Raw genomic sequence first — 24,070 nt, 5'->3', positions numbered from 1 at the left:
GATGACATAGGCGGTGCGCTAATAATGCGGCGGCCTTTCGTTCGCGGGCATTCCCTCATTCCTTGCTTCAGTCAGCGATTTGAGTTGCCCTGCGAGCGATTGGCAAATCGCTTCTAGCCGTTCCAGCTTTTTTTGCTGCTGATAGACCGTTTTGTTCAGCTCTTCGACTAGGTCTTCCTGATAGGTGATTTTTGCTTCGATGTTTTCCAGACGTTCTTCGGTCATGATGGCTCTGCAAGTTCGGCGGCTGCCTCGGGAGCTATTTTAGCGCGGGATCGGGATTCATGCGTGGTGCGGGTTTAACCGAACGGGGTATTCCGCTAGAATCGCGCCCTGAAATCCGCATGCTTAACTTCCGAAACCCGAAATGACTACCATCCGCCAAGAAGATATCATCTCCAGCGTCGCCGACGCACTGCAATACATCTCCTACTACCATCCGCTCGACTACATCCAGGCGCTGGGCAAGGCTTACGAGCGCGAGCAGTCGCCCGCGGCGCGCGACGCGATCGCGCAGATCCTCACCAACTCGCGCATGAGCGCGCAGGGGCACCGGCCGATCTGCCAGGACACCGGCATCGTGACGGCCTTCGTCAAGGTGGGCATGAACGTGCGCTGGGATGATGCGAAGATGAGTGTCGCCGACATGGTCAACGAGGGCGTGCGCCGCGCCTACCTGAACCCCGACAACACGCTGCGTGCCTCGGTGCTCGCCGACCCGGCCGGTGCGCGCAAGAACACGAAAGACAACACGCCCGCGGTGATCCATTTCGAGATCGTCCCCGGTGACAAGGTGGAAATAACCCTCGCCGCGAAAGGCGGCGGTTCGGAGAATAAATCCGCGTTCGCCGCGCTCAATCCTTCGGATAGCATCGTGGACTGGGTGCTGGAGACCCTGCCCGAGATGGGCGCGGGCTGGTGCCCGCCCGGGATACTGGGCATCGGCATCGGCGGCACGGCGGAGAAGGCCATGCTGCTCGCCAAGGAAGCATTGATGGAGCCGGTGGACATCCAGGAGCTGCAGGCGCGCGGCGCGAAAAATCGCATCGAGGAACTGCGCCTGGAACTGTTCGAGAAGATCAACGCGCTGGGCATCGGCGCGCAGGGGCTGGGCGGCCTCACCACCGTGGTGGACGTGAAGATCATGGACTACCCGACCCATGCCGCGAGCCTGCCGGTCGCGATGATTCCCAACTGCGCCGCGACGCGCCACGTCCACTTTACCCTCGACGGCAGCGGCCCGGCTGAGCTTGTGCCTCCCTCGCTGGACGACTGGCCGAAGATCGAATGGCATGCCTCCGCTGAGTCGCGACGCGTCAACCTCGATACCGTCACGCGCGAGGAACTGGCGAGCTGGAAACCCGGCGAGACGCTGCTGCTCTCCGGCAAGCTGCTCACGGGGCGCGACGCCGCGCACAAGCGCATTGCCGACATGCTGGCGAAGGGCGAGAAGCTGCCGGTGGATTTCACCAACCGCTTCATCTATTACGTCGGTCCGGTTGATCCGGTGCGCGACGAGGTGGTCGGCCCCGCCGGCCCCACCACCGCGACGCGCATGGACAAGTTCACCGGCATGATGCTGGAAAAGACCGGCCTGATCGGCATGGTCGGCAAGTCCGAGCGCGGCCCGGAGGCCATCGAAGCCATCAAGCGCAACAAGGCCGTGTACCTGATGGCGGTCGGCGGCGCGGCCTACCTAGTATCCAAGGCGATCAAGGCTTCGAAGGTGCTGGCCTTCGCCGACCTCGGCATGGAAGCCATCTACGAATTCACCGTGCAGGACATGCCGGTCACGGTGGCGGTGGACAGTCAGGGCACCTCGGTGCACGAGACCGGCCCGGCGGAATGGCGCGTGAAGATCGGCAAGGCGGTTAAAGCCTGAGCTCATTGATCTCCACCAGAGGTCTTTGAAGCCCGTTCGCCCTGATAACCAGCGACTTGCCCGCTTGCGGGCTTAGTCGAATGGCTAGTAGTTCCATCAGCTTGTCGAAGGGAAGCGAGCTTTTATTTTGACTGGCGCGCATTGCGCGCCACTGGATACCGGCCTTCGCCGGTATGACGGAGGGAACTATCTCGCAGGCTGAAATTTCTGGCGGAAAAGAGTGGGAGTCGAACCCACCAAGAACCGACTGACGGCCCTTGCCAGATTTGAAGTCTGGCCGCCCCACCGGGGAACGTATCTCTTCCAGCAATCAGATTTTCGATCAGGACAATTGACTGGCAGCGCGTAGGATATCCCAAACGCCTCAGCGCAGGTGATGTGCGTCGCCCGCGCGCCGGGTCACTGCGCTGGCGTCGAAAAACTCCAGGATCTGGATGGCGAGCTTGCGTCCCGTGCCGATGCGGTCGCGGAACAGGGCCGCGGTGACCTTGCCGTCTGCTTGCTTCGCCGCGATTTCGCGCACGATGGCGGCAAGCTGCCCGACCGACTGCGCCATGAAGTAGTGGTCGTGGGCCACGCGGTAAACTTCCCCCAGCGTTGCCACCTGCTGCAACAGCAGCCGGACGTGCGCCTCGCCCATCTGCAGGGCATGCGCCAGGTCGCGCACCCGGGGCGGCTGGAAGGGCTGCTCCAGCAGCAGCGGCGCGAGCCTCTGCCAGAGCTTCTGGTCGGTGGCGGAAAGCGCGATGCGATGCTCCGGCAGGTGCAGCCAGGGGCCGCTCTGGACGATGCGCCCCTCATCGCGCAACTCCCGGAGCAGGCTGCCGAAGACGGCATGCGGCAGATGCGGCGCTGCCAGCGTGCGCAGCTTGCCCGCATCCGGTCCGAGAAGGTCGGGAGACAGCCGGTGCATATCTGCGAGGCAATCCAGCACAGTCTGCCGCAACTCGTTCCAGGCATGTACGGGGAAGGCGGTGCCGTTGACCTCAGTCAGCGGCACAGCGCGGCGCAGCGCGTCGGCTTCCGCCGGGCTGAGGTTCGCGGAGATGATGAAGCGCCTGAGATCGATGCCGTTGGGCGCGGCGTCGAGCATGCCTCGCAAGGCTGCGTGCGCGGAGGGCTGTTCGAGTGCGGCAAGCATGGCGAGGCGTTCCGGCGTGCGGCGCTTGTGTGCCGGCGGGAAGAGGTCGAGCACCATGCCGCCGCCGACGGTGCGGGTCGCGGACTGGTCGCGGATGATGAAGCGGTCGCCGCGCAGAGCACCAATCGGACGATCGAGCACGACCTGCGCGAGGCCGCTGGCTCCGGGTTCGAGCAGCTCGTGCTCCAGCAGCACCACCCGCACCGGGACATCGGCCGAGCCGAGATGGAAATGCACCGGCGACCAGTGGCGCAGCGCGCGTTCCGCGCCCGGCAGCAACCGCAGCCGCACGTCGAGGCGCTGCGTCGGCGCATGCGCGGCTTCGGCCAGAAGCCAGTCGCCGCGGCGCACGCCGCTTTTGTCGAAATCCGTTCCCGCGAGATTGAGTGCGCAGCGCTGGCCCGTCAGCCCGGTTTCCGCCGGGCGGTTTTGCGCGTGGATGCTGCGCACCCGCACTTCGATGCCGGACGGCGACAGCAACAGATGGTCGCCCACCCGCACCGCCCCCGAAAACACCGTGCCCGTGACCACGGTGCCGGTGCCGGCGAGAGTGAAACAGCGATCCACCGCCAGCCGGAAATTTCCCGCAGGAGGGCGGGGCGGCAGGGCGGCTGCGGCCTCCGCGAGGTAATTGCGCAGCAGCTCCACCCCTTCGCCGCTCACCGTGGAGAGCGGGAAGATCGGGCTGTCCTCCAGCGGAGTTCCCTTCAGCAGCGATGCCGTTTCGGCATAGGCTTCATCGAGGCGCTGTTTCGTCACGCGATCGATCTTGGTCAGCGCCACCGCACCGCGCGTGAGGCCAAGCAAGCTGAGGATCTGCAGGTGCTCGCGGGTCTGCGGCATGGGGCCGTCGTCGGCGGCCACCGCCAGCAGCATGAAGTCGATGCCGGTCGCTCCCGCGAGCATGTTGTGCACCAGCTTCTCGTGGCCCGGCACGTCGATGAACCCGAGCACGCCGCCCTCGGGCAGGGGCGAGTAGGCGTAGCCGAGATCGAGGGTGATGCCGCGCGCCTTCTCTTCCTTGAGGCGGTCGGTGTCCACGCCGGTGAGTGCTTTCACGAGCGAGGTCTTGCCGTGGTCGATGTGGCCTGCGGTGCCGACGATCATGTAATCATGCGGAGAAATTTTTGGAAGAAAAACTACGCAGCGAAAATCATCCCTGGCCTCTGGCCTTAAAGCTGAGTTTTTCCAGTTGCGCGACGAAGCCGGCTTCATCCTCCAGGCAGCGCAGGTCCAATACCAGCGCGCCATCCTCGATGCGCCCGATCACCGGGGCGGGCAGGGCGCGGAAGGCGGTGGCGAGTTTTTCCAGCGCCGAACCTTCGCCGCGCCCTTTCCTAGCGGAGCGTATGGCGAGGCCATGGCTGGGCAGGCGCTCCACCGGCAGCGAGCCGCTGCCGATCTGGCTGGAGCAGGCGTAATGCGAAACGCTGTAGTCTTGCGCAAGCGTGTTCTGCAGCGGCTGCAGCACCCGCGCGGCAACGGCCTTGATGTCGTCCGTCGGCCGCGTCAGCAGGCGGAGGGTGGGGAGGCGCTCGGCCAAGCGGTCGGGGTCGCGATACAGCCGCAGGATGGCTTCGAGCGCCGCGAGCGTCATCTTGTCGAGGCGCAGCGCGCGCTTCAGCGGGTTCTTCTTGATCCTCGCGATCAGGTCGCGCCGTCCGACGATGACGCCCGCCTGCGGGCCGCCGAGGAGCTTGTCGCCGCTGAAGGTGACGAGATCGACGCCCGCAGCCAGCGATTTCTGCGGCGTGGGTTCGGCGGGCAGTCCCCAGCGCGCGAGGTCGACCAGCGTGCCGCTGCCGAGGTCGATCATGAACGGCAGATCATGCGCATGCGCAAGCTGCGCGAGCTCCGGTTCCGGCACGGCAGCGGTGAAGCCGACGATGGCGTAGTTGCTGGTGTGCACCTTGAGCAGCATGCCGGTCTTCGGCGAGATGGCGGCCGCGAAGTCACTGAGGTGGGTGCGGTTGGTGGTGCCGATTTCCTTAAGCTTCGCGCCGGAGCGGCTCATGATGTCCGGCACGCGGAAGGCGCCGCCGATTTCCACCAGTTCGCCGCGCGAGACGATGACCTCCTTGCTCCGGCCCAGGGTGTTGAGCGCGAGGAACACCGCGGCGGCGTTGTTGTTGACCACCGTCGCGGCCTCGGCTCCGGTGAGCTCGCACAGCAGCGGCTCGACGAGGCTGTCGCGGTCGCCGCGCGCGCCGCCCTTGACGTCGTATTCCAGGTTGCAGGGCCAGGCCATCGCCTGCGCCACGGCGCTGATTGCCTCTTCGGGCAGCAGGGCGCGTCCGAGGTTGGTGTGCAGCACGGTGCCGGTGAGGTTGAAGACCGCGCGCAATGCAGGCCGCGAGGCCGCCTCCAGCCAGGCGCGCAGGGCTGCGGCGAGGTGCGGTTCGGCGAATGCGTCGCCCGGCAGGATGCCGCCTTGCGCCGCCTTGTCGCGCATCTGCGACAGCGTGGTGCGCGTTGCGGCCAGCGCCGCGTTGCGGCCGAACTCCTCCGCGAGCGCGCGCACCGCGGGCAGGTTGAGCACGCGGTCCACCGAGGGAATGGAAAGCAGGCTGGATTCGGTTGCAGCAGCGCGGGCGCTCATGCGGAATACCGGCGGGACATCGCGTCATGGTCCCCGATGTCGCAGGCGGAGACCAGCAGGAGGTTCGGCCCGCTGCGCGGCAGGCCGTTCCCGTTCATCATCACGTCCAGCGCGAGGGTGGCAAGGTCGTCCGCTACCGCTTCGACATGCGGGTCTTTTTCCATGTACAGGATTTTCAGGTAGGAGCCGCACTCTTCGCAGGCTTCCGCCCTGACCGGGGCCTCGGAGCCTTCGATGCCGTAATAGGAGATGCCGCTGGTCGCCTCGCAGTTGCTGCATTTGACGCGCACCATGTGCCACTCCACGCTGCAAAGCGAACACTGCAGGTAGCGCAGCCCGTGTTCGGCTCCGCCGTTTTGCACCGTGCTCGCCACCGGGGCCGAGGCGCAGACCGGGCAGAGGTTGGCGATGTCGCCGCGGGCAAAAGCGCCTTCGCCGAGGGAGGTCGCCATGTGAGCCCAGTAGACCTGCAGGGCGGACGCCACGAGGGGTGCCGGTGCAAGGTCGGCATCGGCGCATTCCACACGGAGTATCCTTCCGGCGAGTGCTTCCAGTTCGTGAGCCGGCATCCCCTGCAGCCTGAGGATCGTTTTTCCCACCGTAGCATTGGCGTGTGGAGCCAGGCAGAGCATCATCCCCTGCAGCATTGTCCGCCACGCGGGATCGCGCTGCCATCCCATCGCGGCCAGGGGCGGCATGCCGTGCTCGCGGCACAGATGCAGCGCTTCCGCGTCGGGCAGGGGAACGTCGGGGAAGGTCTCCAGCGCCGCCTGCTGCGCATCCGCGAGATGCGCCATGAAAAAAAGGAAGTCCGCCATCGGGTGATTTGCCGCGAGGCTCCTGAGGCGCTGCGCACGTTGCCGGAAAACGCTCTGGCGTTCCGGCAGGTGCAGAAAGGGAATCTTGCCTGCCGGCGTTTCGATTTCTCCCGGTTGCAGTATCGTCGAGCTCATTATTTTTCGCTCCTTGTCGTTTCCTGATACCAGAGCGCATGGTGCTGTTTTGCCCAGGCGCGGCTGACGGTGCCACGGGTCATGGCGCGGATGGAACCCTTGGTCCAGATGGCGAGATAGGTGTGCCCGATGATCAGGATGATCATGAGCGCCGCGACCGCCGCGTGCGCGAGCGAGGAAAGGCGGATAAGGCCGATCGGGAACAGCGCCGAGAAATAGGCTCGCCACATGACGAAGCCGGACACGAGCAGTATCGCCATGCTGCCCACCAGCAGCCAGAACAGCACTTTCTGGCCGCCGTTGTACTTGCCGACCTTCGGCATGTTCTGCTCGTTGCCCTCCGCCAGTTCGCGGGCATGGCGCAGCCATTCACGGTCGGCGGGCGTCACGATGTTCAGCTTCCAGAAGCGGAAGTACATGGAGGTGAACGAGAGCGCCATCAATACCCCGATGAAGGGGTGCAGGATGCGCGTCCAGGTGCCGCCGCCGAAAAGCTGGATCAGCGGATAGAACATGGGGTGGAAGAAAGCCAGGCCCGATAGCGCCAGCAGGATGAAGGTTATTGCCACCATCCAGTGGTTGAGGCGCTCGGCGGCAGTATAGCGGACCACATCGTCGGGATCGTGTTTCATGGCTCGAGCTCCTTCTCGGTGTCTTCGGAAACCTCGTTCGGCCCTTTCGTCACGTAGTGGAAGATGCTGCCGATGGCGACGAGCCCGATCGCCAAGGAGGTCAGCGGTTTGGCGAAGCCCTTCCACAGGCTGACCAGCGGGCTGATGTGCGGGTCCTTGGGCAGCCCATTGTAGAGCTGCGGATGGTCGGCGTGCTGCAGCACGTACATCACATGCGTGCCACCAACTCCCTGCGGGTCGTACAGCCCGGCATTCCCGTAGCCGCGCGATTTGAGATCGACGATGCGCTCCTCGGCGTGCTGGAGCATGTCCTCCTTGCTGCCGAACACGATCGCGCCGGTGGGGCAGGTCTTGACGCAGGCCGGCTCCAGCCCTACCGCCACGCGGTCGGAGCACAGCGTGCACTTGTATGCCTTGCCGTCCTTTTTGGAGATGCGCGGGATATTGAACGGGCAGCCGGTGATGCAGTAGCCGCAGCCGATGCAGTATTCCTCGTGGAAATCGACGATGCCGTTGCTGTACTGCACGATGGCGCCCGGCGCGGGGCAGGATTTGAGGCAACCCGGATGGGAACAGTGCATGCAGCCGTCCTTGCGGATCAGCCATTCCAGTCCACGGTCAGTTTCCAGTTCGGTATAGCGCATCACCGTCCACGAACTTTCGGTGAGGTCGCGCGGATTGTCGTAAACCCCCGTGTTGGTCCCGATCGCGTCGCGTGTGTCGTTCCATTCCATGCAGGCCACCTGGCAGGCCTTGCAGCCGATGCATTTGGAGACGTCGATCAGCTTCGCCACTTCCAGCGTCTTGCGCTGGCCGGGCGGCGGGGTGGTGGTGGCGGAACGACGCCGGATATCAAGGGATTGAAGTGTCATGATCGCCTCCTATGCCTTCTCGATGTTGACCAGGAACGACTTGAACTCCGGCGTCTGGGTATTTGCGTCACCCACGAAGGGGGTCAGGGTGTTGGCGATGTAGCCGTTTTTGGCCACGCCCTTGAAGCCCCAGTGGATCGGAATGCCCACGTGGTGGACTGTCTTGCCGTTGGCTTGCAGCGGCTTGATGCGCTTGGTCACCACCGCTACCGCCTTGATGTAGCCGCGGCTGGAGGTAACCTTCACCCGGTCGCCTGCCTTGATGCCCTTCTCCTTCGCGAGCTCCTCGCCGATCTCCACGAACTGCTCGGGCTGGAGGATAGACGACAGTTTGGTGTGCTTGGTCCAGAAGTGGAAGTGCTCGGTGAGGCGGTAGGTGGTGCCCGCATAGGGGAATTCCCTGGATTTGCCGAAGCCCTCCATATCGGCCTTGAACACGCGCGCCGCCGGGTTGCTCACCACCTTGGGATGAAGCGGGTTGGTGTCAAGGGGCGTCTCGAAAGGCTCGTAATGCTCGGGGAAGGGGCCTTCCGCCATCTTGTCCACGGCGAACAGGCGCGCCACGCCTTCCGGGTTCATGATGAAGGGGTTCATGGGGTCGCCCGGAGGCACGTCGGCCTTGAAGTCCGGGATATCGGTTCCGCCCCATTTGGCGCCGTCCCAGCCGATCAGCTTGCGCTTCGCATCCCATGGCTTGCCCGCGGGGTCGGCGGAAGCGCGGTTGTAGAGAATGCGCCGGTTGGCCGGCCAGGCGAACGCCCAGTTGAGGGTGTTGCCCAGACCGCTCGGGTCCGAGTTGTCGCGCCGCGCCATCATGTTGCCTTTCTCGGTCCAGGCACCGGAGTAGATCCAGCAGCCGCAGGCGGTGCTGCCGTCGTCCTTGAGTTGGGCGAAGCCGTCCAGCTGCTGGCCCGCCTTGAGGATCACCTTGGTCGGGTCCTTGGGATCGGTGAGGTCGGCCAGCACCTTGCCGTTGTATTCCCTGGCCAGCTCATCGGGGGAGGGGGCGTGGGGAATCTTGTAGGGCCAAGTGAGACCGAGGAGCGCATCGGGGAAGGGGCCGCCTTCCTTCTTGTACAGCTCGCGCAGCTTGAGGTAGATGCCGGCGATGATCTCCGGGTCGGCCTTCGCTTCGCCGGGAGGCTCGGCACCCTTCCAGTGCCACTGCAGCCACCTGCCCGAGTTGACCAGCGAGCCATCTTCCTCGGCGAAGCAGGTGGAGGGCAGCCGGATCACTTCGGTCTGTATCTTCGACGCATCCACGTCGTTGAACTCGCCGAAGTTCTTCCAGAACTCGGAGGTATCGGTCGCCAGCGGATCGATCACCACCAGGAACTTGAGCCTGGCGAGGGCGCCGCTGATCTTGGCCTTGTTCGGGAAGGAGGCGACCGGATTGAAGCCCTGGCAGACATAACCGTTCATCTTGCCTTGGCCCATCAGCTCGAACACCTGCAACACGTCATACACCTTGTCGAGTTTCGGCAGCCAGTCGAAGCACCAGTTGTTTTCCTTCGTGGCCGCGTCGCCCCACCAGGACTTCATCAGGCTGACGTGGAACTTGGGGTAGTTCTGCCAGTAGGACATCTGCCCCGGCCGCAGGGGTTTGAGGGTACGCTTGTCGATGTACGCTTGGTAGTCGGTCTCCTTTTCGCCCGGCAGGGTCAGGTAGCCCGGCAGCAGGTTCGACAGCAGCCCGAGGTCGGTCTGCCCCTGGATGTTGGAGTGGCCGCGCAGCGCGTTCACCCCGCCGCCGGCCATGCCGATGTTGCCGAGCAGCAGTTGCAGCATGGCCGCGGTACGTATCATCTGCGAGCCCGTGGAATGCTGGGTCCAGCCCAGGGCATAGAGAATGGTCAGCGTGCGGTCCGGCACCGCCGTCGTGGCGATCATCTCGCACACCTTGAGGAACTGGTCCTTCGGCGTGCCGCAGATGTTGCTCACGACTTCCGGCGTGTAGCGGGAATAGTGCTGCTTGAGCAGATTGAACACGCAGCGCGGATGTTGGAGTGCAGGATCGACCTTGGCGTAGCCATCCGGCCCCATCTCGTACATCCAGCTTGCCTTGTCGTAGCTGCGCTTTGCGGGGTTGTAGCCCGAGAACAATCCCTCCTCGTGTTTGTAATCCTCGCGCACGATGAAGCTCGCGTCGGTATACGCCTTAACGTACTCGTGTTGGATTTTGTCCCGGGCCAGCAGGTAGTTGATTACCCCGCCCAGAAAAGCGATATCCGTGCCGGTGCGGAGCGGGGCGTAGTAGTCCGCCACCGATGCCGAGCGCGTGAAGCGCGGATCGACGACGATGAACTTGGCCTGGTTGTGCGCCTTGGCCTCGGTCACCCATTTGAAGCCGCAGGGGTGCGCCTCGGCGGCGTTGCCGCCCATCACCATCACCACATTCGCGTTCTTGATGTCGACCCAGTGATTGGTCATCGCGCCGCGGCCGAACGTAGGGGCAAGACTTGCCACCGTAGGTCCGTGTCAGACACGCGCCTGGTTATCGAACGCGAGAGCCCCGAGGCTCCTTACAAGTTTGTGGGTGATGTAGCCGGTTTCGCTGCTCGCCGCCGATGCCGCGAGGAAGCCGGTGCTGACCCAGCGGTTGACTGTGGCGCCGTCGGTATTTTTCGCGACGAAGTTCTTGTCGCGGTCGTCCTTGAGCAGCCGCGCGACCCTGGTGAACGCCTCGTCCCAGGAGATGCGCTTCCATTCGTTCGAGCCGGCGGCGCGATACTCGGGGTACTTGAGGCGGTTCGGGCTGTGGATGAAGTCGACTAGCGCCGCGCCCTTGGGGCACAGCGTTCCGCGGTTCACCGGATGATCGGGATCGCCCTCGATGTGGATGATCTCGGAAGCGGCATTTTTCGACCGGTCCCCCATGCTGTGCATGATCAGGCCGCAGCTCACCGAACAATAGGGGCAGGTGTTGCGGGTCTCGGTGGTGCGCGTCAGCTTGAACTGGCGCACCTCTGCGAGTGCCTCGTTTGGCGAGAAACCCAGAAGCGCCACGCCGGACATGCCCAATCCGCCAGCGCATATCTTGAAGAATTGCCTTCGTGTGACTTGCATTTTCTCTGCCTCCTTCATTTAGGTAACGGGTGACATTACTAAACCAGGGTCGAACTAAAGACAGGATCAAGACGGTGCAAAGACTAAATCAGGATGGGAAAACACAGGCTCTCTGTAGGGTCATCAGACCACTTTGAGGGATTATTGTCAATAAAGGCTTTTGCTGATTTATGCAAAAACCGGTGGCCGGGCATCTCCATGTCTGGCCACAAATGCGGCGTATCGGGTCGGTTGAAAGGGCTGTTACGGGTGCAGCAGGCGGTACGGGTTGCCGTTGGCATCCAGGAAGCAATCTATCGGGCCTATGGCGACGCAGCGCGGCTGGTCGAAGTAGCCCACACATTCGTTGCATTTGTTCGGGTCGATTTCATAGACGTAGTCGCCCTCGGAGATTGCCCCTACCGGGCATTCCGGCTCGCAGAGGCCGCAGTTGATGCAGTCGTCGGTGATCGATAGTGCCATTTTCCTGATTTCCTTGTTGCTTGATCCGTTAAAAATGATGTCCCGTCAGAGGACAGGGCGTAGCGAATGCATACGCATTCCACGCAATCGTTGGGTGCTTTGCTGCGCTTCGGGGAGGTCAGACAGCGGATGCCCCGGTTCGGTTGCATCCGCCCGGAAATTTTTTTGTGGCCGAAACCCTTATCCCAGCAGGTGTTTTACGTGCTCGCGTTCTTCGACCAGTTCGCGGTAGCTGTCCTGCATGCGCTCGCGTTCCTGTTCGCTGAGCGGCAGATCCTGAACGATCTGGTATTCGCCCTGTTTGCATCTCACCGGAAAGCCGTAAATCACGCCTTCTGGAATTCCGTAGCTGCCGTCGGACGGCACGCCCATGGACACCCAGTTGTTATGGTGCGCGCTGAGCATCCAGTCGTGGATATGCGAGATGGCGGCATTCGCGGCGCTTGCCGCGCTGGACAGGCCGCGCGCCTCGATGACCGCGGCGCCGCGCTTCTGCACCGTGGGGATGAATTCTTTTTCCACCCAGCCCAGGTCAGGCAGCATTTCACGCACCAGCTTGCCGCGAATTTCGGCATGGTCGAGATCGGGGTATTGCGTGCCGGAGTGGTTGCCCCAGACGATCATCTTCTTGATGTCGTGGATTGGCTGGAACAGCTTCTGCGCGACTTGCGCGACGGCGCGGTTGTGGTCGAGGCGCATCATCGAGGTGAAATTGCGCGGGTCGAGATCGGGGGCGTTTTTCATCGCGATCAGCGCGTTGGTGTTGGCGGGATTGCCCACCACCAGCACCTTGACGTGGCGCGTCGCATATTCGTTGAGCAGCTTGCCCTGCTCGGAGAAGATCGCACCGTTGGCCTCGATGAGGTCCTTGCGTTCCATGCCTTTGCCGCGCGGCCGTGCGCCGATCAGCAGGGCGATCTCGGTGTCCCGGAATGCGACCTTGGGGTCGTCGGTGATGATGACCTGCTGCAGCAGCGGAAAGGCGCAGTCCTCCAGTTCCATCATCACGCCCTGCAGCATCGTCTGCGCCTGCGGCAGGTCGAGCAATTGCAGGATGACCGGCTGCTCGTGCCCCAGCATGTCGCCGTTGGCGATGCGGAACAGGGTGGCATAGCCGATCTGGCCGGCTGCTCCGGTGATGGTGACGCGGATGGGTGCTTTCATGTTTCTTTCCTATGAGCAAATAGCCAGAGCAAATAAAACCGAATCATAATTGTTTTGATTTTCTCGCGCCACGGAAAAAGGTGTAGCATTACGCAAATCGGTATTGCCTCAGGCAGGGACTAATATGAACAAACAACGCCCGAAGCATCTCGCCTTGCACCTCATCAAGCTGCCGCTCCCCGGTTTCGTCTCCATTCTCCACCGCATCAGCGGTTTATTGCTGTTTCTCGCGCTGCCGCTGCTGTTGCTGATGCTGCAATACAGCCTGCTTTCCATCGAGACTTACACCCGGCTTATGGACATGCTGGCGCATCCGCTGGCAAAACTCATGCTGCTTGGCCTGCTGTGGGCGCTCCTGCATCATTTCTGCGCCGGGCTGCGCTATCTGGCGATCGACCTGGGTTACGGTGTGCAACTGGCGCAGGCGCGCGCAAGCAGCAAGGTGGTGCTGGCGGCGAGTCTGCTGCTGACTGTTCTACTCGGAGCGAAGCTATGGTGAACCGTGTGGTGACGGGCGCGCATTACGGGTTGCGCGACTGGCTGGTCCAACGCGTCACGGCAGCGCTGATGGCGGTGTACAGCGTGGCACTGGCCGGCTACCTGCTGCTGCAGCCCTATGTGGATTACGACACCTGGACGGCGCTGTTCTCCAGCCAGCCGATGCGCAGCTTCACCCTGCTGTTCCTGCTGAGCGTGTTCTACCACGCGTGGGTCGGCGTGCGCGACATCGTGATGGATTACGTGAAGCCGGCCGGGGTGCGACTGGCGATCCATGTGCTGGTGATACTGGTGCTGATTCTTTACGTGATCTGGGCGGTGCAGATTCTTTGGGAGATGTGATGGCGGTTGCGAAACGGACTTTCGACGTGGTGGTGGTCGGGGCTGGCGGCTCGGGGATGCGCGCGGCGCTGCATCTGGCGCATGCCGGACTCAAGGTGGCGGTGCTGTCCAAGGTGTTCCCGACGCGCTCGCATACCGTCGCGGCGCAGGGCGGCATCGCCGCGTCGCTGGGCAACGTCAGCAAGGACAGCTGGCACTGGCATATGTACGATACGGTGAAGGGATCGGATTATCTCGGCGACCAGGACGCCATCGAGTTCATGTGCCGAGCCGCACCGGAAGTGGTGTACGAGCTGGAACACTTCGGCATGCCATTCGATCGGCTCGATTCGGGCAAGATCTACCAGCGCCCGTTCGGCGGGCACATGCAGGACTATGGCAAGACGCCGGTGCAACGTGCCTGCGCGGCGGCCGACCGCACAGGCCATGCCTTGCTGCACACGCTCTATCAGCAGAACGTGAAGGCCAACACGCATTTCTTCATCGAGTGGATGGCGCTCGACCTGATCCGCGACGCGGACGGCGACGTGCTCGGCGTGACCGCAATGGAGATCGAGACCGGCGAGACGATGATCTTTCAGGCACGCGCCACCTTGCTCGCCACCGGCGGGGCGGGGCGCATCTTCCAGTCCAGCACCAACGCCTACATCAACACCGGCGACGGGCTTGGCATGGCGGCGCGCGCGGGCATTCCGCTCGAGGACATGGAGTTCTTTCAGTTCCATCCCACCGGCGTGTACGGCGCGGGGGTGCTGATTTCCGAAGGGGTGCGCGGCGAGGGCGGCTATCTGGTGAACAAGGACGGCGAGCGCTTCATGCCGAGATACGCGCCGACCGCGAAGGACCTCGCGAGCCGCGACGTGGTGTCGCGCGCGATCGCCACCGAGATCAAGGAAGGGCGCGGCTGCGGCCCGCACGGCAACCATATCCTGCTCAAGGTGGACCACATCGGCGACGACGTGATCAAGCAGCGCCTGCCCGGCATCCGCGACATCGCGCTGAAGTTCGCGCATGTCGATCCGGCGAAGGCACCAATCCCCGTCGTGCCGACCGCGCATTACATGATGGGCGGCATCCCCACCAACTATCACGGGCAGGTCGTCGCCCCCTATCACCATGGGCCGGAGGAGGTGGTGCACGGCCTGTATGCGGCGGGCGAATGCGCCTGCGTGTCGGTGCACGGCGCGAACCGGCTGGGCTGCAATTCGCTGCTCGACCTGCTGGTGTTCGGGCGTGAGGCGGCGCGGCAGATCATCGAGGACTTGCAGAGCCATCCACACCCCAAGCTGCTGCCGGCCGGCTCCGCCGACTATTCCCTGGTGCGCCTCGCGCGGCTGGAAAACCAGAAGGACGGCGAGCGGGTTCACGATGTCGGCGATGCGATGCGCAAGACCATGCAGAAGCATTGCGGCGTGTTCCGCTTCCCGGAACTCTTGGCCGAGGGCGTGGAGCAGATCAGGCAGGTCGCCGAGCGCGCCGCGCACACCGGAATCCACGACAAGAGCAAGGTGTTCAACACCGCGCGCATCGAGGCGCTGGAGCTCGACAACCTGATCGAGGTCGCACAGGCGACCATGATCGCCGCCGCGGCGCGCACCGAGAGCCGCGGCGCCCATGCGCGCGACGACTTCCCGCAGCGTGACGATCAGAACTGGCTGAAGCACAGCCTGTACTTCAGCGAAGGCCAGCGCCTCGCCTACAAACCGGTGCGCTTGAAACCATTGACGGTGGAATCGTTCCCGCTCAAGGCGCGAGTGTACTAATTCATTTGGATATAGAAGATGATTAAAAAGGAATTAGATCCGTTTGTGGCAGAAGATAAATATGCTGCTGCTGGACAAAAAGCCGAAGAGCAAATGGCGTTTTATCTGAAACGTTTTTTTGCACCCAGTCCTGATGTGTTTGTACTTAACGGCATTCGTCTTGAGCATGCCGGCGACGCTGCTCAGATGGATCACCTGGTGCTGCATCGTTATGGCATCGTTGTGGTGGAAAGCAAGAGCGTCGCAGGTAAGGTGCAAATCAAGGATGATGGCCAATGGATACGTTGGTATGGGAAAGATTCTACTGGCATGGCCTCGCCAATTATTCAGGCAAAGCTGCAATTGAGATTTATGCGCGACTATTTGAATCTTGCCGTCAAACCCAAAGGAGTTTTTGATCGCTACGCTTTTGACGTGCAGGTGGCAATCTCTGATAGCGGCGTTATTTTGTGGCCAACCTCGGGAAATTTGCCGGAGGTCTGCAAGGCGGATCAAGTGGCCGAACGCATCGAAAAACGAATCGCCGAATTCGCGGAAATGCATGACGCCCCTTCACCAATGGGTACAGAGCATCTTGCCAAGATAGCTGATTTTCTTTGCGCAGCTCACAAACCGCTACATTTGCGAGTGGAAGAGAATTACCCACCAAAATATCAAGAGGCTTTTGCGGGTAGGGTAAAAGCTATTGAAAAGCTAGTGACCGGAATGCAAACGGCTATGGTTCAATCTGCCTCTCGCATGACGTCTCATATGGTTTCGTCTATTGCCGCATTGCAGGTGGAGGCTCAAAAAAATGCACATGAGAATAAAACGAGTGGCTTGCCAGATGCGGTAGTTGAAACAACAGCGGCCCTCGCTCCACATGTCAATGAAAGACTGATCGGCGGTGTGTGCAGTCATTGCTCAAGTGAGAATGTCTCGATACTTTTTGGGCGTAACTACTATTTCCACTGCAACGACTGCAACAAGAACAGCCCGTTGAAGTCTGTATGCTCAAGTTGTGGCTCGGTTGAAATACCCCATAAGAAAAGTAATAAATTTTTTCTTGAATGCAAACCATGCAATACAAGCCGTTTGTTTCACGTCAATAGCTAGGGAATGAAGCAATGAAATTCCGTATCTACCGCTACAACCCTGATGTGGATGCAGGGCCGTACATGCAGGACTACGACCTCGACATCGAGCCGGGTGACAAGATGCTGCTCGACGCTATCCTGCTGCTGAAGGAACAGGACGACAGCCTGTCGGTGCGCAAGTCCTGCCGCGAGGGGGTGTGCGGATCGGATGCGATGAACATCAACGGGCGCAACGGGCTGGCGTGCATCACGCCGCTCGCGTCGCTGAAGGAGCCGGTGGAGCTGCGCCCGCTGCCTGGTCTGCCGGTGATCCGCGACCTGATCGTGGACATGACGCAGTTCTTCAAGCAGTACCATTCGATCAAGCCCTACCTGATCAACAACGACCCGCCGCCGGAAACTGAGCGGCTGCAGTCGCCCACGCAGCGCGCGCACCTGAATGGCTTGTACGAGTGCATCCTCTGCGCCTGCTGCTCGACCGCGTGCCCGTCGTTCTGGTGGAACCCGGACAAGTTCGTCGGCCCGGCAGGCTTGCTGCAGGCCTACCGTTTCCTCGCCGATACGCGCGATCATGCGACCGCCGAGCGTCTCGACGACCTGGAAGATCCGTATCGGCTGTTCCGCTGCCACACGATTATGAACTGCGTGGATGTGTGCCCGAAGGGATTGAACCCGACCGAGGCGATCGGCAACATCAAGGACATGATGGTGAGGCGCATCGTATGAAGGACCTGGAGCGCGTGCGCTGGCGCTGCCGGCGCGGACTGCTGGAACTGGACATTGTGCTGGGGCGCTTCGTCGAGGCGCACTACGCACAGCTTGGCGAGGCGGAGCGGCGGGCGTTCGAGGCGCTGCTGGACATGCCCGACAACCCGCTCTGGGACATGGTTGCGGGCCGGACGGCAGCGGCATTCGGCGAGCAGCAGGCATTGCTGGACAAGATCAGGACTGCCTGATCGCACAGACTTGGGAGAAAAATAATGGAAGGCAAACGCATCGCAACACTGACTCTGGACGACGGGCGCAGCATCGAGCTGCCGATTCTTTCCGGCACGCTGGGGCAGAACGTGCTGGATATCCGCAACCTAGCCAAGCTCGGGATGTTCACCTACGACCCGGCTTTCTTTGTCACGGCCAGTTGCGCTTCGAAGATCACCTTCATCGATGGTGATGCCGGGCTGCTCTATTACCGCGGCTATCCCATCGAGCAACTGGCCGAGCAATCCGATTTCCTCGAGGTGTGCTACCTGCTGTTAAACGGCGAGTTGCCGGATGCCGCGCAGTCCGCCGGATTCAAGGATACCGTGACGCACCACACCATGGTGCACGAGCAGATCGCACGTTTCTATTCCGGTTTCCGCCGCGACGCGCATCCGATGGCGGTGATGGTCGGGGTGGTGGGCGCGCTATCGGCGTTCTACCATGACTCGCTCGACATCAGTAATCCGCAGCACCGCGAGATATCCGCGATGCGCATGCTCGCGAAAGTGCCGACCCTCGCGGCGATGGCGCACAAGTACTATACCGGCGCGCCGTTCATGTATCCGAAGAACAAGTTCAGCTACGCGGAAAACCTCATGTATATGATGTTTGCCACCCCGGCTGAAGATTACGAGCCGAACCCGGTGCTGGTGCGCGCGCTGGACCGCATTCTGATCCTGCACGCCGACCACGAGCAGAACGCCTCCACTTCGACGGTGCGCCTGGCCGGCTCCAGCATGGCGAACCCGTTCGCCTGTATCGCTTCCGGCATCGCCGCGCTGTGGGGGCCGGCGCACGGCGGCGCGAACGAGGCCGCGCTGAAGATGCTGGAAGAGGTCGGCGACATCTCGCGCGTGAAGGAATATGTGCAGGGCGTGAAGGACAAGAAATACCGCCTGATGGGTTTCGGCCACCGCGTGTACAAGAACATGGATCCGCGCGCCGCAGTGATGCGCAAGACCTGCTACGAAGTGCTGAAGGAGCTCAAGCTGGAGAACCACAAGCTGTTCGAGCTGGCGATGGAACTGGAGCGCGTCGCATTGAGCGACCCGTATTTCATTGATCACAAGCTGTATCCGAACGTGGACTTCTACTCCGGTATCGTGTTGCGCGCGCTGGGCATCCCGGTCAACATGTTCACGGTGATCTTCGCGGTGGCGCGTACCGTGGGTTGGATTTCGCAATGGAACGAGATGATCGCGGACGCCGACCACAAGATCGGCCGGCCGCGGCAGTTATACACCGGAGCGACACGGCGCGATTACGTGCCGATAGACAAGCGGTAGGCGTTACGGGCAGGGTTGGCGGTTTTATCGGCCAACCTCGATCTGCCGTTTTACGGTTGGACCAGAGGGCGATCTTATGGCCGTACCGGAAAATTACATGCAGGCCATGCACGACAGCTCGGCGCTGTCCGGCGCGAATGCGCCCTTCATCGAGGAACTGTACGAGCAATACCTCGCCGCCCCCGGCGCCGTGCCGGATGCCTGGCGCGCCTGGTTCGACTCGCTGCCGCCCTCGGCAAATGGTGCGCGCGACGTGGCGCACGGCCCCATCCGGCGCGCCTTTACGATTCTGCCGGAAACACCCGCCGTTCATGCGCCTTCGCCGGTTGCCGGCCTGGAGTGTAGGCAGTCCCGCGCGTTACAGCTCATCGACGCCTATCGTTCCCTCGGCATGCGTGCCGCCAACTTTGATCCGCTGGATCGCCGCATCAAGCCGGTGATCGCCGAGCTCGATCCGGCGCATTACGGCCTGGAGGCGGCCGATATGGAGGTCGCCATCGACTTCGGGGCCGTGCGCATGAGCCTGCGCGAAATCCTCGATCTGCTGCGCCAGACCTATTGCGGCAGCATCGGCGCGGAATACATGTACATCGGCGACATGGAGGAGAAGTGCTGGATTCAGGAGCGCCTGGAGGGCGTGCACGGACAGGCCAATTACGCCGCCGCGCAGCGCCACCGCATCCTGGAGCGGCTGACCGCCGCCGAGACACTGGAGCGCTACCTGCACACCAAATACGTCGGCCAGAAGCGCTTCTCGCTGGAAGGCGGAGAGCCGCTGATCCCGCTGCTCGACCACTTGCTGCAACGCTGCGGTGCACAGGGAGTGCAGGAGGCGGTGATCGGCATGGCGCACCGCGGGCGGCTGAACGTGCTGGTGAATATCCTCGGCAAGCAGCCGCAGATGCTGTTTGCCGAATTTGAGGGCATTCACACCGAACATCTGACCTCCGGCGACGTGAAATACCATCAGGGATTTTCCGCCGACATCGCGACACCGGGCGGCGAACTGCATATTGCGCTGGCGTTCAATCCGTCCCATCTCGAAATCATCGATCCGGTGGTGGAAGGCTCGGTGCGCGCACGCCAGCATCGCCGCAAGGACCTGGATGGCTCGAAGGCGATCCCGATTCTCTTGCATGGCGATGCGTCGTTTGCCGGGCAGGGCGTGGTGATGGAGACGCTGAGCATGTCGCAGACGCGCGGCTACCGCACCGGCGGCACGGTGCATGTCGTCGTCAACAACCAGATCGGCTTCACCGCCTCCGACCTGCGCGACGTGCGCTCCGGCGCGTATTGCAGCGATGCGGCGAAGATGGTCGATGCGCCGATCTTCCACGTGAACGCGGACGATCCCGAGGCGGTGCTGCTGGTCTCCGAGGTCGCGCTGGACTATCGCATGCAGTTCCGCAAGGACGTGGTGATCGACCTGGTGTGCTTCCGCAAGCTGGGGCACAACGAGCAGGACGAGCCGCTGGTCACGCAGCCCTACATGTACCGCCTGATCCGCCAGCATCCCGGCATGCGCGCGCTGTATGCACGGCGGCTGGAGGAAGAGGGCGCGATCGCACCGGGCGAGGCGGACGCGATGATTGCCGCCTACCGCAAGGCGCTGGAGGCTGGGGACAGTTCGATCCTGCCGGCGCTGGAAAAACACGACAGCAAGATCGCGGCCGACTGGAAGAAATTCCAGCGCGATATCCCCTGGAATGTCCCGGTGGACACCGCCGTGCCGCTGGAGCGCCTGCGGCAGCTGGCCGTGCCGTTGACCGGCGTGCCGCAGAATTTCATGCTGCATTCGCGCGTGCAGAAAGTCGTCGAGGACCGCATCGCGATGGCGAAGGGAGACCTGCCGCTGGACTGGGGCATGGCGGAGACCATCGCCTATGCCACCCTGCTCACCGAGGGTTACCCGGTGCGGCTCTCCGGTCAGGACAGCCAGCGCGGCACCTTCTTCCACCGCCACGCCACCTGGCACGACCAGAACCGCCGCGAGCGCCACGAGGGCGCCTACACGCCGCTGCAAAATCTCGCGCCGGGACAGGCGGATTTCATCGCGATCGACTCGCTGCTCTCTGAGGAGGCGGTGCTCGGCTTCGAGTACGGCTATGCCACGGCCGAACCCGACACGCTGGTGCTGTGGGAGGCGCAGTTCGGCGACTTCGCGAACGGCGCGCAGGTGGTGATCGACCAATTCATCGCCTCCGGCGAGGTGAAGTGGGGGCGGCTCTGCGGGCTGGTGCTGCTGCTGCCGCACGGCTACGAGGGGCAGGGCGCGGAGCATTCTTCGGGGCGCATCGAACGCTATTTGCAGCTGTGCGCTGACTACAACATCCAGGTGTGCATTCCCTCCAATCCGGCACAGATGTTCCATCTGTTGCGTCGCCAGATGCTGCGCCCGATGAGGAAGCCCTTGATCGTGTTCACACCCAAGAGCCTGCTGCGCAGTAAGGATGCGGCTTCGCCGCTTGCGGAATTGGCACAGGGAAAATTCCAGCCGGTGATCGCCGAAGTCGATGCGCTGGAGGCCGGCAGGGTGCGGCGCATCATTGCATGCAGCGGCAAGGTGTATTACGAACTGCTCGCGGCGCGGCGCGCCAGGGGCATCCAGGATATGGCGATCATCCGCATCGAGCAGCTCTATCCATTCCCGCACGACGACTTCGTGGCGCAGGTCGAGGCGTACCCGAACGCGACCGAACTGGTGTGGTGTCAGGAGGAGCCGGGCAACCAGGGCGCGTGGCACCGCATCCAGCATTATTTGCTGCGCCATCTGCGCCCCGGCATGCGCCTCGACTACGCGCTACGCGCCTCGTCCGCCGCGCCCGCCGCGGGCTATCTCGCGGTACACCAGGAGCAGCAGAAGGCGGTGATCGCCGCCGCCTTCCGCCTCGACCTCGACATCAAGATCATCCCCGGGAGTCACTCATGAGCATTGAAATCAAAGTGCCGCAGCTTTCCGAATCAGTCACCGAGGCGACGCTGCTGGCCTGGCATAAACAGGTGGGCGAGGCGGTGCAGGAGGGCGAAAACCTGATCGATATCGAGACCGACAAGGTGGTGCTGGAGTTGCCCGCTCCCGCCAACGGTGTGTTGAGCAAGATCGTGAAAGGCGGTGGCGAAAAGGTGGCGAGCGGCGAAGTGATCGCCATGCTGGATACGGAGGTGGCGGCAACTCCCTCTGATGGAACAACTAGCCATTCGACTAGGCCGCTACAAAACAGCGGCCAAGTCGCTGGCTATCCCTCGATAGGAGAGGGGGCCAGGCCAGTTGCCGCGCCGCCCTCGGTGCGCAAGCTCGCGCATGAGCACGAAGTCGATGTTGCCGCAGTGCAGGGCAGCGGCCGCGGCGGGCGCGTCACCAAGGAGGATGTGCTGGGCGTCGTGCAGCCGCCGAAACAGACCCCCTCCCCCCCCGCGGGGGAGGGAGGGGGCGGAGAGGGAGTGAGCACAGCCATCTCTTCCGGCGAGCGCACCGAGCGGCGCGTCCCGATGACGCGCATCCGCCAGCGCATCGCCGAGCGCCTGCTGCAATCGCAGCAGAATGCCGCGATTCTGACCACCTTCAACGAGGTGAACATGCAGCCGGTGATCGAGTTGCGCAACAAGTACAAGGAGGCATTCGAGAAAAAGCACGGCGTGAAGCTGGGCTTCTCCTCGTTCTTCATCTGGGCGGCGGTGCAGGCCTTGCAGAGGTTCCCGATTGTCAACGCCTCTGTGGACGGCAACGACATCGTCTACCACGGCTATTTTGACATCGGCATGGCCATTGGCAGCGAGCGCGGCCTGGTCGTGCCGGTCATTCGCGATGCGGACAAGCTTTCCTTCGCAGCCATCGAAAAGCAGGTCGCCGATTTTGCGGAACGCGCCAGGAGCGGCAAGCTCACGATGGAAGAGCTCGCCGGCGGCACATTCTCCATCACCAACGGCGGCGTGTTCGGTTCGATGCTCTCCACTCCGATCATCAACCCGCCGCAATCCGCCATTCTCGGCATCCACGCCACCAAGGATCGCCCGGTGGCCGAGAACGGCCAGGTGGTGATCCGCCCGATGAACTACCTCGCGCTGTCCTACGACCACCGCATCATCGACGGGCGCGAGGCGGTGCAGTTCCTCGTCGCCATCAAGGAAGCCCTGGAATATCCGGGACGGGTGTTGCTGGACTTGTGATGAGCCTCTTTCGCGCCTACCGGATTTTCGAAGACAACGGCAAATCTGCCGGCCGTTTCGTCGAGCTCGCGCTGGACGATCTCGATCCCGGCGAGGTGGTGATTCGCGTGCACTACTCCAGCGTGAACTACAAGGACGCGCTCGCGGCGACCGGCGCGGGCAGGGTGGTGCGCCGCTTCCCCTGTGTCGGCGGAGTGGATGCGGCGGGCGTGGTGGCAAGCTCGTCGGATGCGCGCTACAAGCCCGGCGACGAGGTGTTGGTCACCGGTTATGGCATGGGTGTGGATCACGACGGCGGATTTGCCGAGTACGCGCGGGTGCCGGCGGACTGGGTGGTGCTGTTGCGACACGGTGCGGCGGAGCCGACGGGTGCGGGAGCAACAGCATCGCACCTCCTCCCGCAAGCGGCCGGCTTCGCCATAACCAGCGACTTGGCGAGCGTAGTTGGCTCGCCTAGTCGAATGGCTAGTAGTTCCACCAGTAACGTGTCGGAGGCGCAGTTGCCGCAGGGGCTGACGCTATTCGATGCGATGGCGATCGGCACGGCGGGCTTCGCCGCCGCGCTGTCCATCCATCGACTGGAGCAGAACGAGTTGCGCCCCGAGAGCGGCAAGGTGATCGTGACCGGGGCGACCGGCGGGGTAGCGAGCCTCGCGATCCAGATGCTCGCGCAGCTTGGCTACCATGTAGTCGCGTTGACCGGGAAGGAAGCCGAACACGAATACCTGAAATCGCTCGGCGTGGCGGAAATCCTGCCGCGCAAGGAACTGGTGATGGGCACGCGCCCGCTGGAAAAGGCGCAGTGGGCGGGTGCGCTGGACGCGGTGGGCGGCGAGACGCTGGCGTGGCTCACGCGCACCATGCAGCAGGACGGCGTGATTGCGAGCTTCGGCAACGCGGGCGGCATCGAGCTGCACACCACGGTGATACCCTTCATCCTGCGCGGTGTGCGCCTGATCGGCATCGATTCCGCCGCCACCGCGATGCCGCTGCGCCGCGAAATCTGGCGGCGCCTGGCATCTGACCTGCGCCCGAAATTGTTGGCGCAGGTGGCGCATAGCGTGCCCTTCGCCGAGCTGCCGCAAGTGTTTCCGCTGATGCTGCAAGGCAGGCTGCGCGGGCGCACGGTGGTGGGGATAAAATGAACTCCTGATGCTATAATCCGCCCGGCAGGCTGGAATAAACA

The 24,070-nt window shown here is 62.9% G+C and carries 20 protein-coding genes and 1 tRNA gene; 11 read left to right on the top strand and 10 right to left on the bottom strand.

The window, feature by feature from the left end; genetic code table 11:
- Window positions 1–18 precede the first annotated feature (18 nt).
- Window positions 19–225, bottom strand: coding sequence for a SlyX family protein (locus ACRRNM_RS03505; protein WP_435626854.1), 207 nt, complete (start codon window positions 223–225; stop codon window positions 19–21).
- Between the two features lie 142 nt (window positions 226–367).
- Between ACRRNM_RS03505 and ACRRNM_RS03500 the strand changes: the two genes are divergently transcribed.
- Window positions 368–1,882 carry a fumarate hydratase gene (locus ACRRNM_RS03500; RefSeq protein ID WP_435626853.1) on the top strand — a complete coding sequence of 505 codons (1,515 nt, stop codon included), beginning with the start codon at window positions 368–370 and terminating at the stop codon, window positions 1,880–1,882.
- Window positions 1,883–2,090: 208 nt separating this feature from the next.
- On the opposite strand, the gene ACRRNM_RS03495 is transcribed toward ACRRNM_RS03500, so the two are convergent.
- From ACRRNM_RS03495 to ACRRNM_RS03455, 9 genes are all read right to left on the bottom strand, one after another.
- Window positions 2,091–2,187 (bottom strand) — tRNA-Sec (locus tag ACRRNM_RS03495).
- Between the two features lie 59 nt (window positions 2,188–2,246).
- Entirely contained in the window at window positions 2,247–4,238 is a 1,992-nt protein-coding gene (gene selB / locus ACRRNM_RS03490; protein ID WP_435626852.1) for a selenocysteine-specific translation elongation factor, read from the bottom strand.
- On the bottom strand, window positions 4,177–5,622 hold the full coding sequence (gene selA, locus ACRRNM_RS03485; protein WP_435626851.1) for an L-seryl-tRNA(Sec) selenium transferase: 1,446 nt from the start codon (window positions 5,620–5,622) through the stop codon (window positions 4,177–4,179). Before selA ends, selB begins: the two co-directional genes overlap by 62 nt.
- Window positions 5,619–6,575, bottom strand: a complete 957-nt coding sequence (fdhE, locus tag ACRRNM_RS03480) for a formate dehydrogenase accessory protein FdhE (protein ID WP_435626850.1) — start codon at window positions 6,573–6,575, stop codon at window positions 5,619–5,621. Before fdhE ends, selA begins: the two co-directional genes overlap by 4 nt.
- Window positions 6,575–7,207 carry a formate dehydrogenase subunit gamma gene (locus ACRRNM_RS03475; RefSeq protein WP_435626849.1) on the bottom strand — a complete coding sequence of 211 codons (633 nt, stop codon included), beginning with the start codon at window positions 7,205–7,207 and terminating at the stop codon, window positions 6,575–6,577. Before ACRRNM_RS03475 ends, fdhE begins: the two co-directional genes overlap by 1 nt.
- Window positions 7,204–8,079 carry a formate dehydrogenase subunit beta gene (gene fdxH / locus ACRRNM_RS03470; RefSeq protein ID WP_435626848.1) on the bottom strand — a complete coding sequence of 292 codons (876 nt, stop codon included), beginning with the start codon at window positions 8,077–8,079 and terminating at the stop codon, window positions 7,204–7,206. The genes ACRRNM_RS03475 and fdxH overlap by 4 nt, the downstream gene beginning before the upstream one ends.
- Window positions 8,080–8,088: 9 nt before the next feature.
- Window positions 8,089–11,145 (bottom strand): formate dehydrogenase-N subunit alpha, encoded by a 3,057-nt coding sequence (gene fdnG, locus ACRRNM_RS03465; RefSeq protein ID WP_435626847.1) that lies wholly within the window; start codon window positions 11,143–11,145, stop codon window positions 8,089–8,091.
- Between the two features lie 243 nt (window positions 11,146–11,388).
- The gene (locus tag ACRRNM_RS03460; protein ID WP_435626846.1) at window positions 11,389–11,607 is read right to left on the bottom strand and encodes a YfhL family 4Fe-4S dicluster ferredoxin; all 219 of its coding nucleotides are present in this window, start codon (window positions 11,605–11,607) and stop codon (window positions 11,389–11,391) included.
- A 180-nt stretch (window positions 11,608–11,787) separates the two neighbouring features.
- On the bottom strand, window positions 11,788–12,771 hold the full coding sequence (locus ACRRNM_RS03455) for a malate dehydrogenase (RefSeq protein WP_435626845.1): 984 nt from the start codon (window positions 12,769–12,771) through the stop codon (window positions 11,788–11,790).
- Between the two features lie 124 nt (window positions 12,772–12,895).
- Between ACRRNM_RS03455 and sdhC the strand changes: the two genes are divergently transcribed.
- From sdhC to ACRRNM_RS03405, 10 genes are all read left to right on the top strand, one after another.
- Window positions 12,896–13,270: a succinate dehydrogenase, cytochrome b556 subunit gene (gene sdhC / locus ACRRNM_RS03450; protein WP_435626844.1), complete on the top strand. Its 375-nt coding sequence runs from the start codon at window positions 12,896–12,898 to the stop codon at window positions 13,268–13,270.
- Window positions 13,264–13,611, top strand: a complete 348-nt coding sequence (gene sdhD, locus ACRRNM_RS03445; protein ID WP_435626843.1) for a succinate dehydrogenase, hydrophobic membrane anchor protein — start codon at window positions 13,264–13,266, stop codon at window positions 13,609–13,611. Before sdhC ends, sdhD begins: the two co-directional genes overlap by 7 nt.
- Window positions 13,611–15,374 carry a succinate dehydrogenase flavoprotein subunit gene (sdhA, locus tag ACRRNM_RS03440; RefSeq protein WP_435626842.1) on the top strand — a complete coding sequence of 588 codons (1,764 nt, stop codon included), beginning with the start codon at window positions 13,611–13,613 and terminating at the stop codon, window positions 15,372–15,374. The genes sdhD and sdhA overlap by 1 nt, the downstream gene beginning before the upstream one ends.
- A gap of 18 nt (window positions 15,375–15,392) precedes the next feature.
- Complete coding sequence (locus ACRRNM_RS03435) at window positions 15,393–16,469, top strand: nuclease-related domain-containing protein (protein ID WP_435626841.1); 1,077 nt, start codon at window positions 15,393–15,395, stop codon at window positions 16,467–16,469.
- A gap of 11 nt (window positions 16,470–16,480) precedes the next feature.
- The gene (locus tag ACRRNM_RS03430) at window positions 16,481–17,176 is read left to right on the top strand and encodes a succinate dehydrogenase iron-sulfur subunit (RefSeq protein WP_435626840.1); all 696 of its coding nucleotides are present in this window, start codon (window positions 16,481–16,483) and stop codon (window positions 17,174–17,176) included.
- Window positions 17,173–17,406 (top strand): succinate dehydrogenase assembly factor 2, encoded by a 234-nt coding sequence (locus tag ACRRNM_RS03425; RefSeq protein ID WP_435626839.1) that lies wholly within the window; start codon window positions 17,173–17,175, stop codon window positions 17,404–17,406. Before ACRRNM_RS03430 ends, ACRRNM_RS03425 begins: the two co-directional genes overlap by 4 nt.
- Window positions 17,407–17,430: 24 nt before the next feature.
- Window positions 17,431–18,717, top strand: coding sequence for a citrate synthase (gltA, locus tag ACRRNM_RS03420; protein WP_435626838.1), 1,287 nt, complete (start codon window positions 17,431–17,433; stop codon window positions 18,715–18,717).
- A gap of 76 nt (window positions 18,718–18,793) precedes the next feature.
- Window positions 18,794–21,646: a 2-oxoglutarate dehydrogenase E1 component gene (locus tag ACRRNM_RS03415; protein WP_435626837.1), complete on the top strand. Its 2,853-nt coding sequence runs from the start codon at window positions 18,794–18,796 to the stop codon at window positions 21,644–21,646.
- Window positions 21,643–22,884: a 2-oxoglutarate dehydrogenase complex dihydrolipoyllysine-residue succinyltransferase gene (gene odhB, locus ACRRNM_RS03410; protein ID WP_435626836.1), complete on the top strand. Its 1,242-nt coding sequence runs from the start codon at window positions 21,643–21,645 to the stop codon at window positions 22,882–22,884. The genes ACRRNM_RS03415 and odhB overlap by 4 nt, the downstream gene beginning before the upstream one ends.
- Window positions 22,884–24,029: an oxidoreductase gene (locus ACRRNM_RS03405; protein WP_435626835.1), complete on the top strand. Its 1,146-nt coding sequence runs from the start codon at window positions 22,884–22,886 to the stop codon at window positions 24,027–24,029. The genes odhB and ACRRNM_RS03405 overlap by 1 nt, the downstream gene beginning before the upstream one ends.
- Window positions 24,030–24,070 lie beyond the last annotated feature (41 nt).

The organism is Ferrigenium straubiae (genome assembly GCF_051257895.1).
Lineage (GTDB): Bacteria > Pseudomonadota > Gammaproteobacteria > Burkholderiales > Gallionellaceae > Gallionella > Gallionella straubiae.
The sequence above is the reverse complement of the archived record's forward strand: the minus strand, read 5'-3'. Positions and strand labels throughout refer to the sequence as shown.

Bases quoted from the DNA above. Each gene is read 5' to 3' on its own strand.
- ACRRNM_RS03505 (WP_435626854.1), bottom strand. From the start codon at position 225: ATGACCGAAGAACGTCTGGAAAACATCGAAGCAAAAATCACCTATCAG.
- ACRRNM_RS03500 (WP_435626853.1), top strand. From the start codon at position 368: ATGACTACCATCCGCCAAGAAGATATCATCTCCAGCGTCGCCGACGCA.
- selB (WP_435626852.1), bottom strand. From the start codon at position 4,238: ATGAAGCCGGCTTCGTCGCGCAACTGGAAAAACTCAGCTTTAAGGCCA.
- selA (WP_435626851.1), bottom strand. From the start codon at position 5,622: ATGAGCGCCCGCGCTGCTGCAACCGAATCCAGCCTGCTTTCCATTCCC.
- fdhE (WP_435626850.1), bottom strand. From the start codon at position 6,575: ATGAGCTCGACGATACTGCAACCGGGAGAAATCGAAACGCCGGCAGGC.
- ACRRNM_RS03475 (WP_435626849.1), bottom strand. From the start codon at position 7,207: ATGAAACACGATCCCGACGATGTGGTCCGCTATACTGCCGCCGAGCGC.
- fdxH (WP_435626848.1), bottom strand. From the start codon at position 8,079: ATGACACTTCAATCCCTTGATATCCGGCGTCGTTCCGCCACCACCACC.
- ACRRNM_RS03460 (WP_435626846.1), bottom strand. From the start codon at position 11,607: ATGGCACTATCGATCACCGACGACTGCATCAACTGCGGCCTCTGCGAG.
- ACRRNM_RS03455 (WP_435626845.1), bottom strand. From the start codon at position 12,771: ATGAAAGCACCCATCCGCGTCACCATCACCGGAGCAGCCGGCCAGATC.
- sdhC (WP_435626844.1), top strand. From the start codon at position 12,896: ATGAACAAACAACGCCCGAAGCATCTCGCCTTGCACCTCATCAAGCTG.
- sdhD (WP_435626843.1), top strand. From the start codon at position 13,264: ATGGTGAACCGTGTGGTGACGGGCGCGCATTACGGGTTGCGCGACTGG.
- sdhA (WP_435626842.1), top strand. From the start codon at position 13,611: ATGGCGGTTGCGAAACGGACTTTCGACGTGGTGGTGGTCGGGGCTGGC.
- ACRRNM_RS03435 (WP_435626841.1), top strand. From the start codon at position 15,393: ATGATTAAAAAGGAATTAGATCCGTTTGTGGCAGAAGATAAATATGCT.
- ACRRNM_RS03430 (WP_435626840.1), top strand. From the start codon at position 16,481: ATGAAATTCCGTATCTACCGCTACAACCCTGATGTGGATGCAGGGCCG.
- ACRRNM_RS03425 (WP_435626839.1), top strand. From the start codon at position 17,173: ATGAAGGACCTGGAGCGCGTGCGCTGGCGCTGCCGGCGCGGACTGCTG.
- gltA (WP_435626838.1), top strand. From the start codon at position 17,431: ATGGAAGGCAAACGCATCGCAACACTGACTCTGGACGACGGGCGCAGC.
- ACRRNM_RS03415 (WP_435626837.1), top strand. From the start codon at position 18,794: ATGGCCGTACCGGAAAATTACATGCAGGCCATGCACGACAGCTCGGCG.
- odhB (WP_435626836.1), top strand. From the start codon at position 21,643: ATGAGCATTGAAATCAAAGTGCCGCAGCTTTCCGAATCAGTCACCGAG.
- ACRRNM_RS03405 (WP_435626835.1), top strand. From the start codon at position 22,884: ATGAGCCTCTTTCGCGCCTACCGGATTTTCGAAGACAACGGCAAATCT.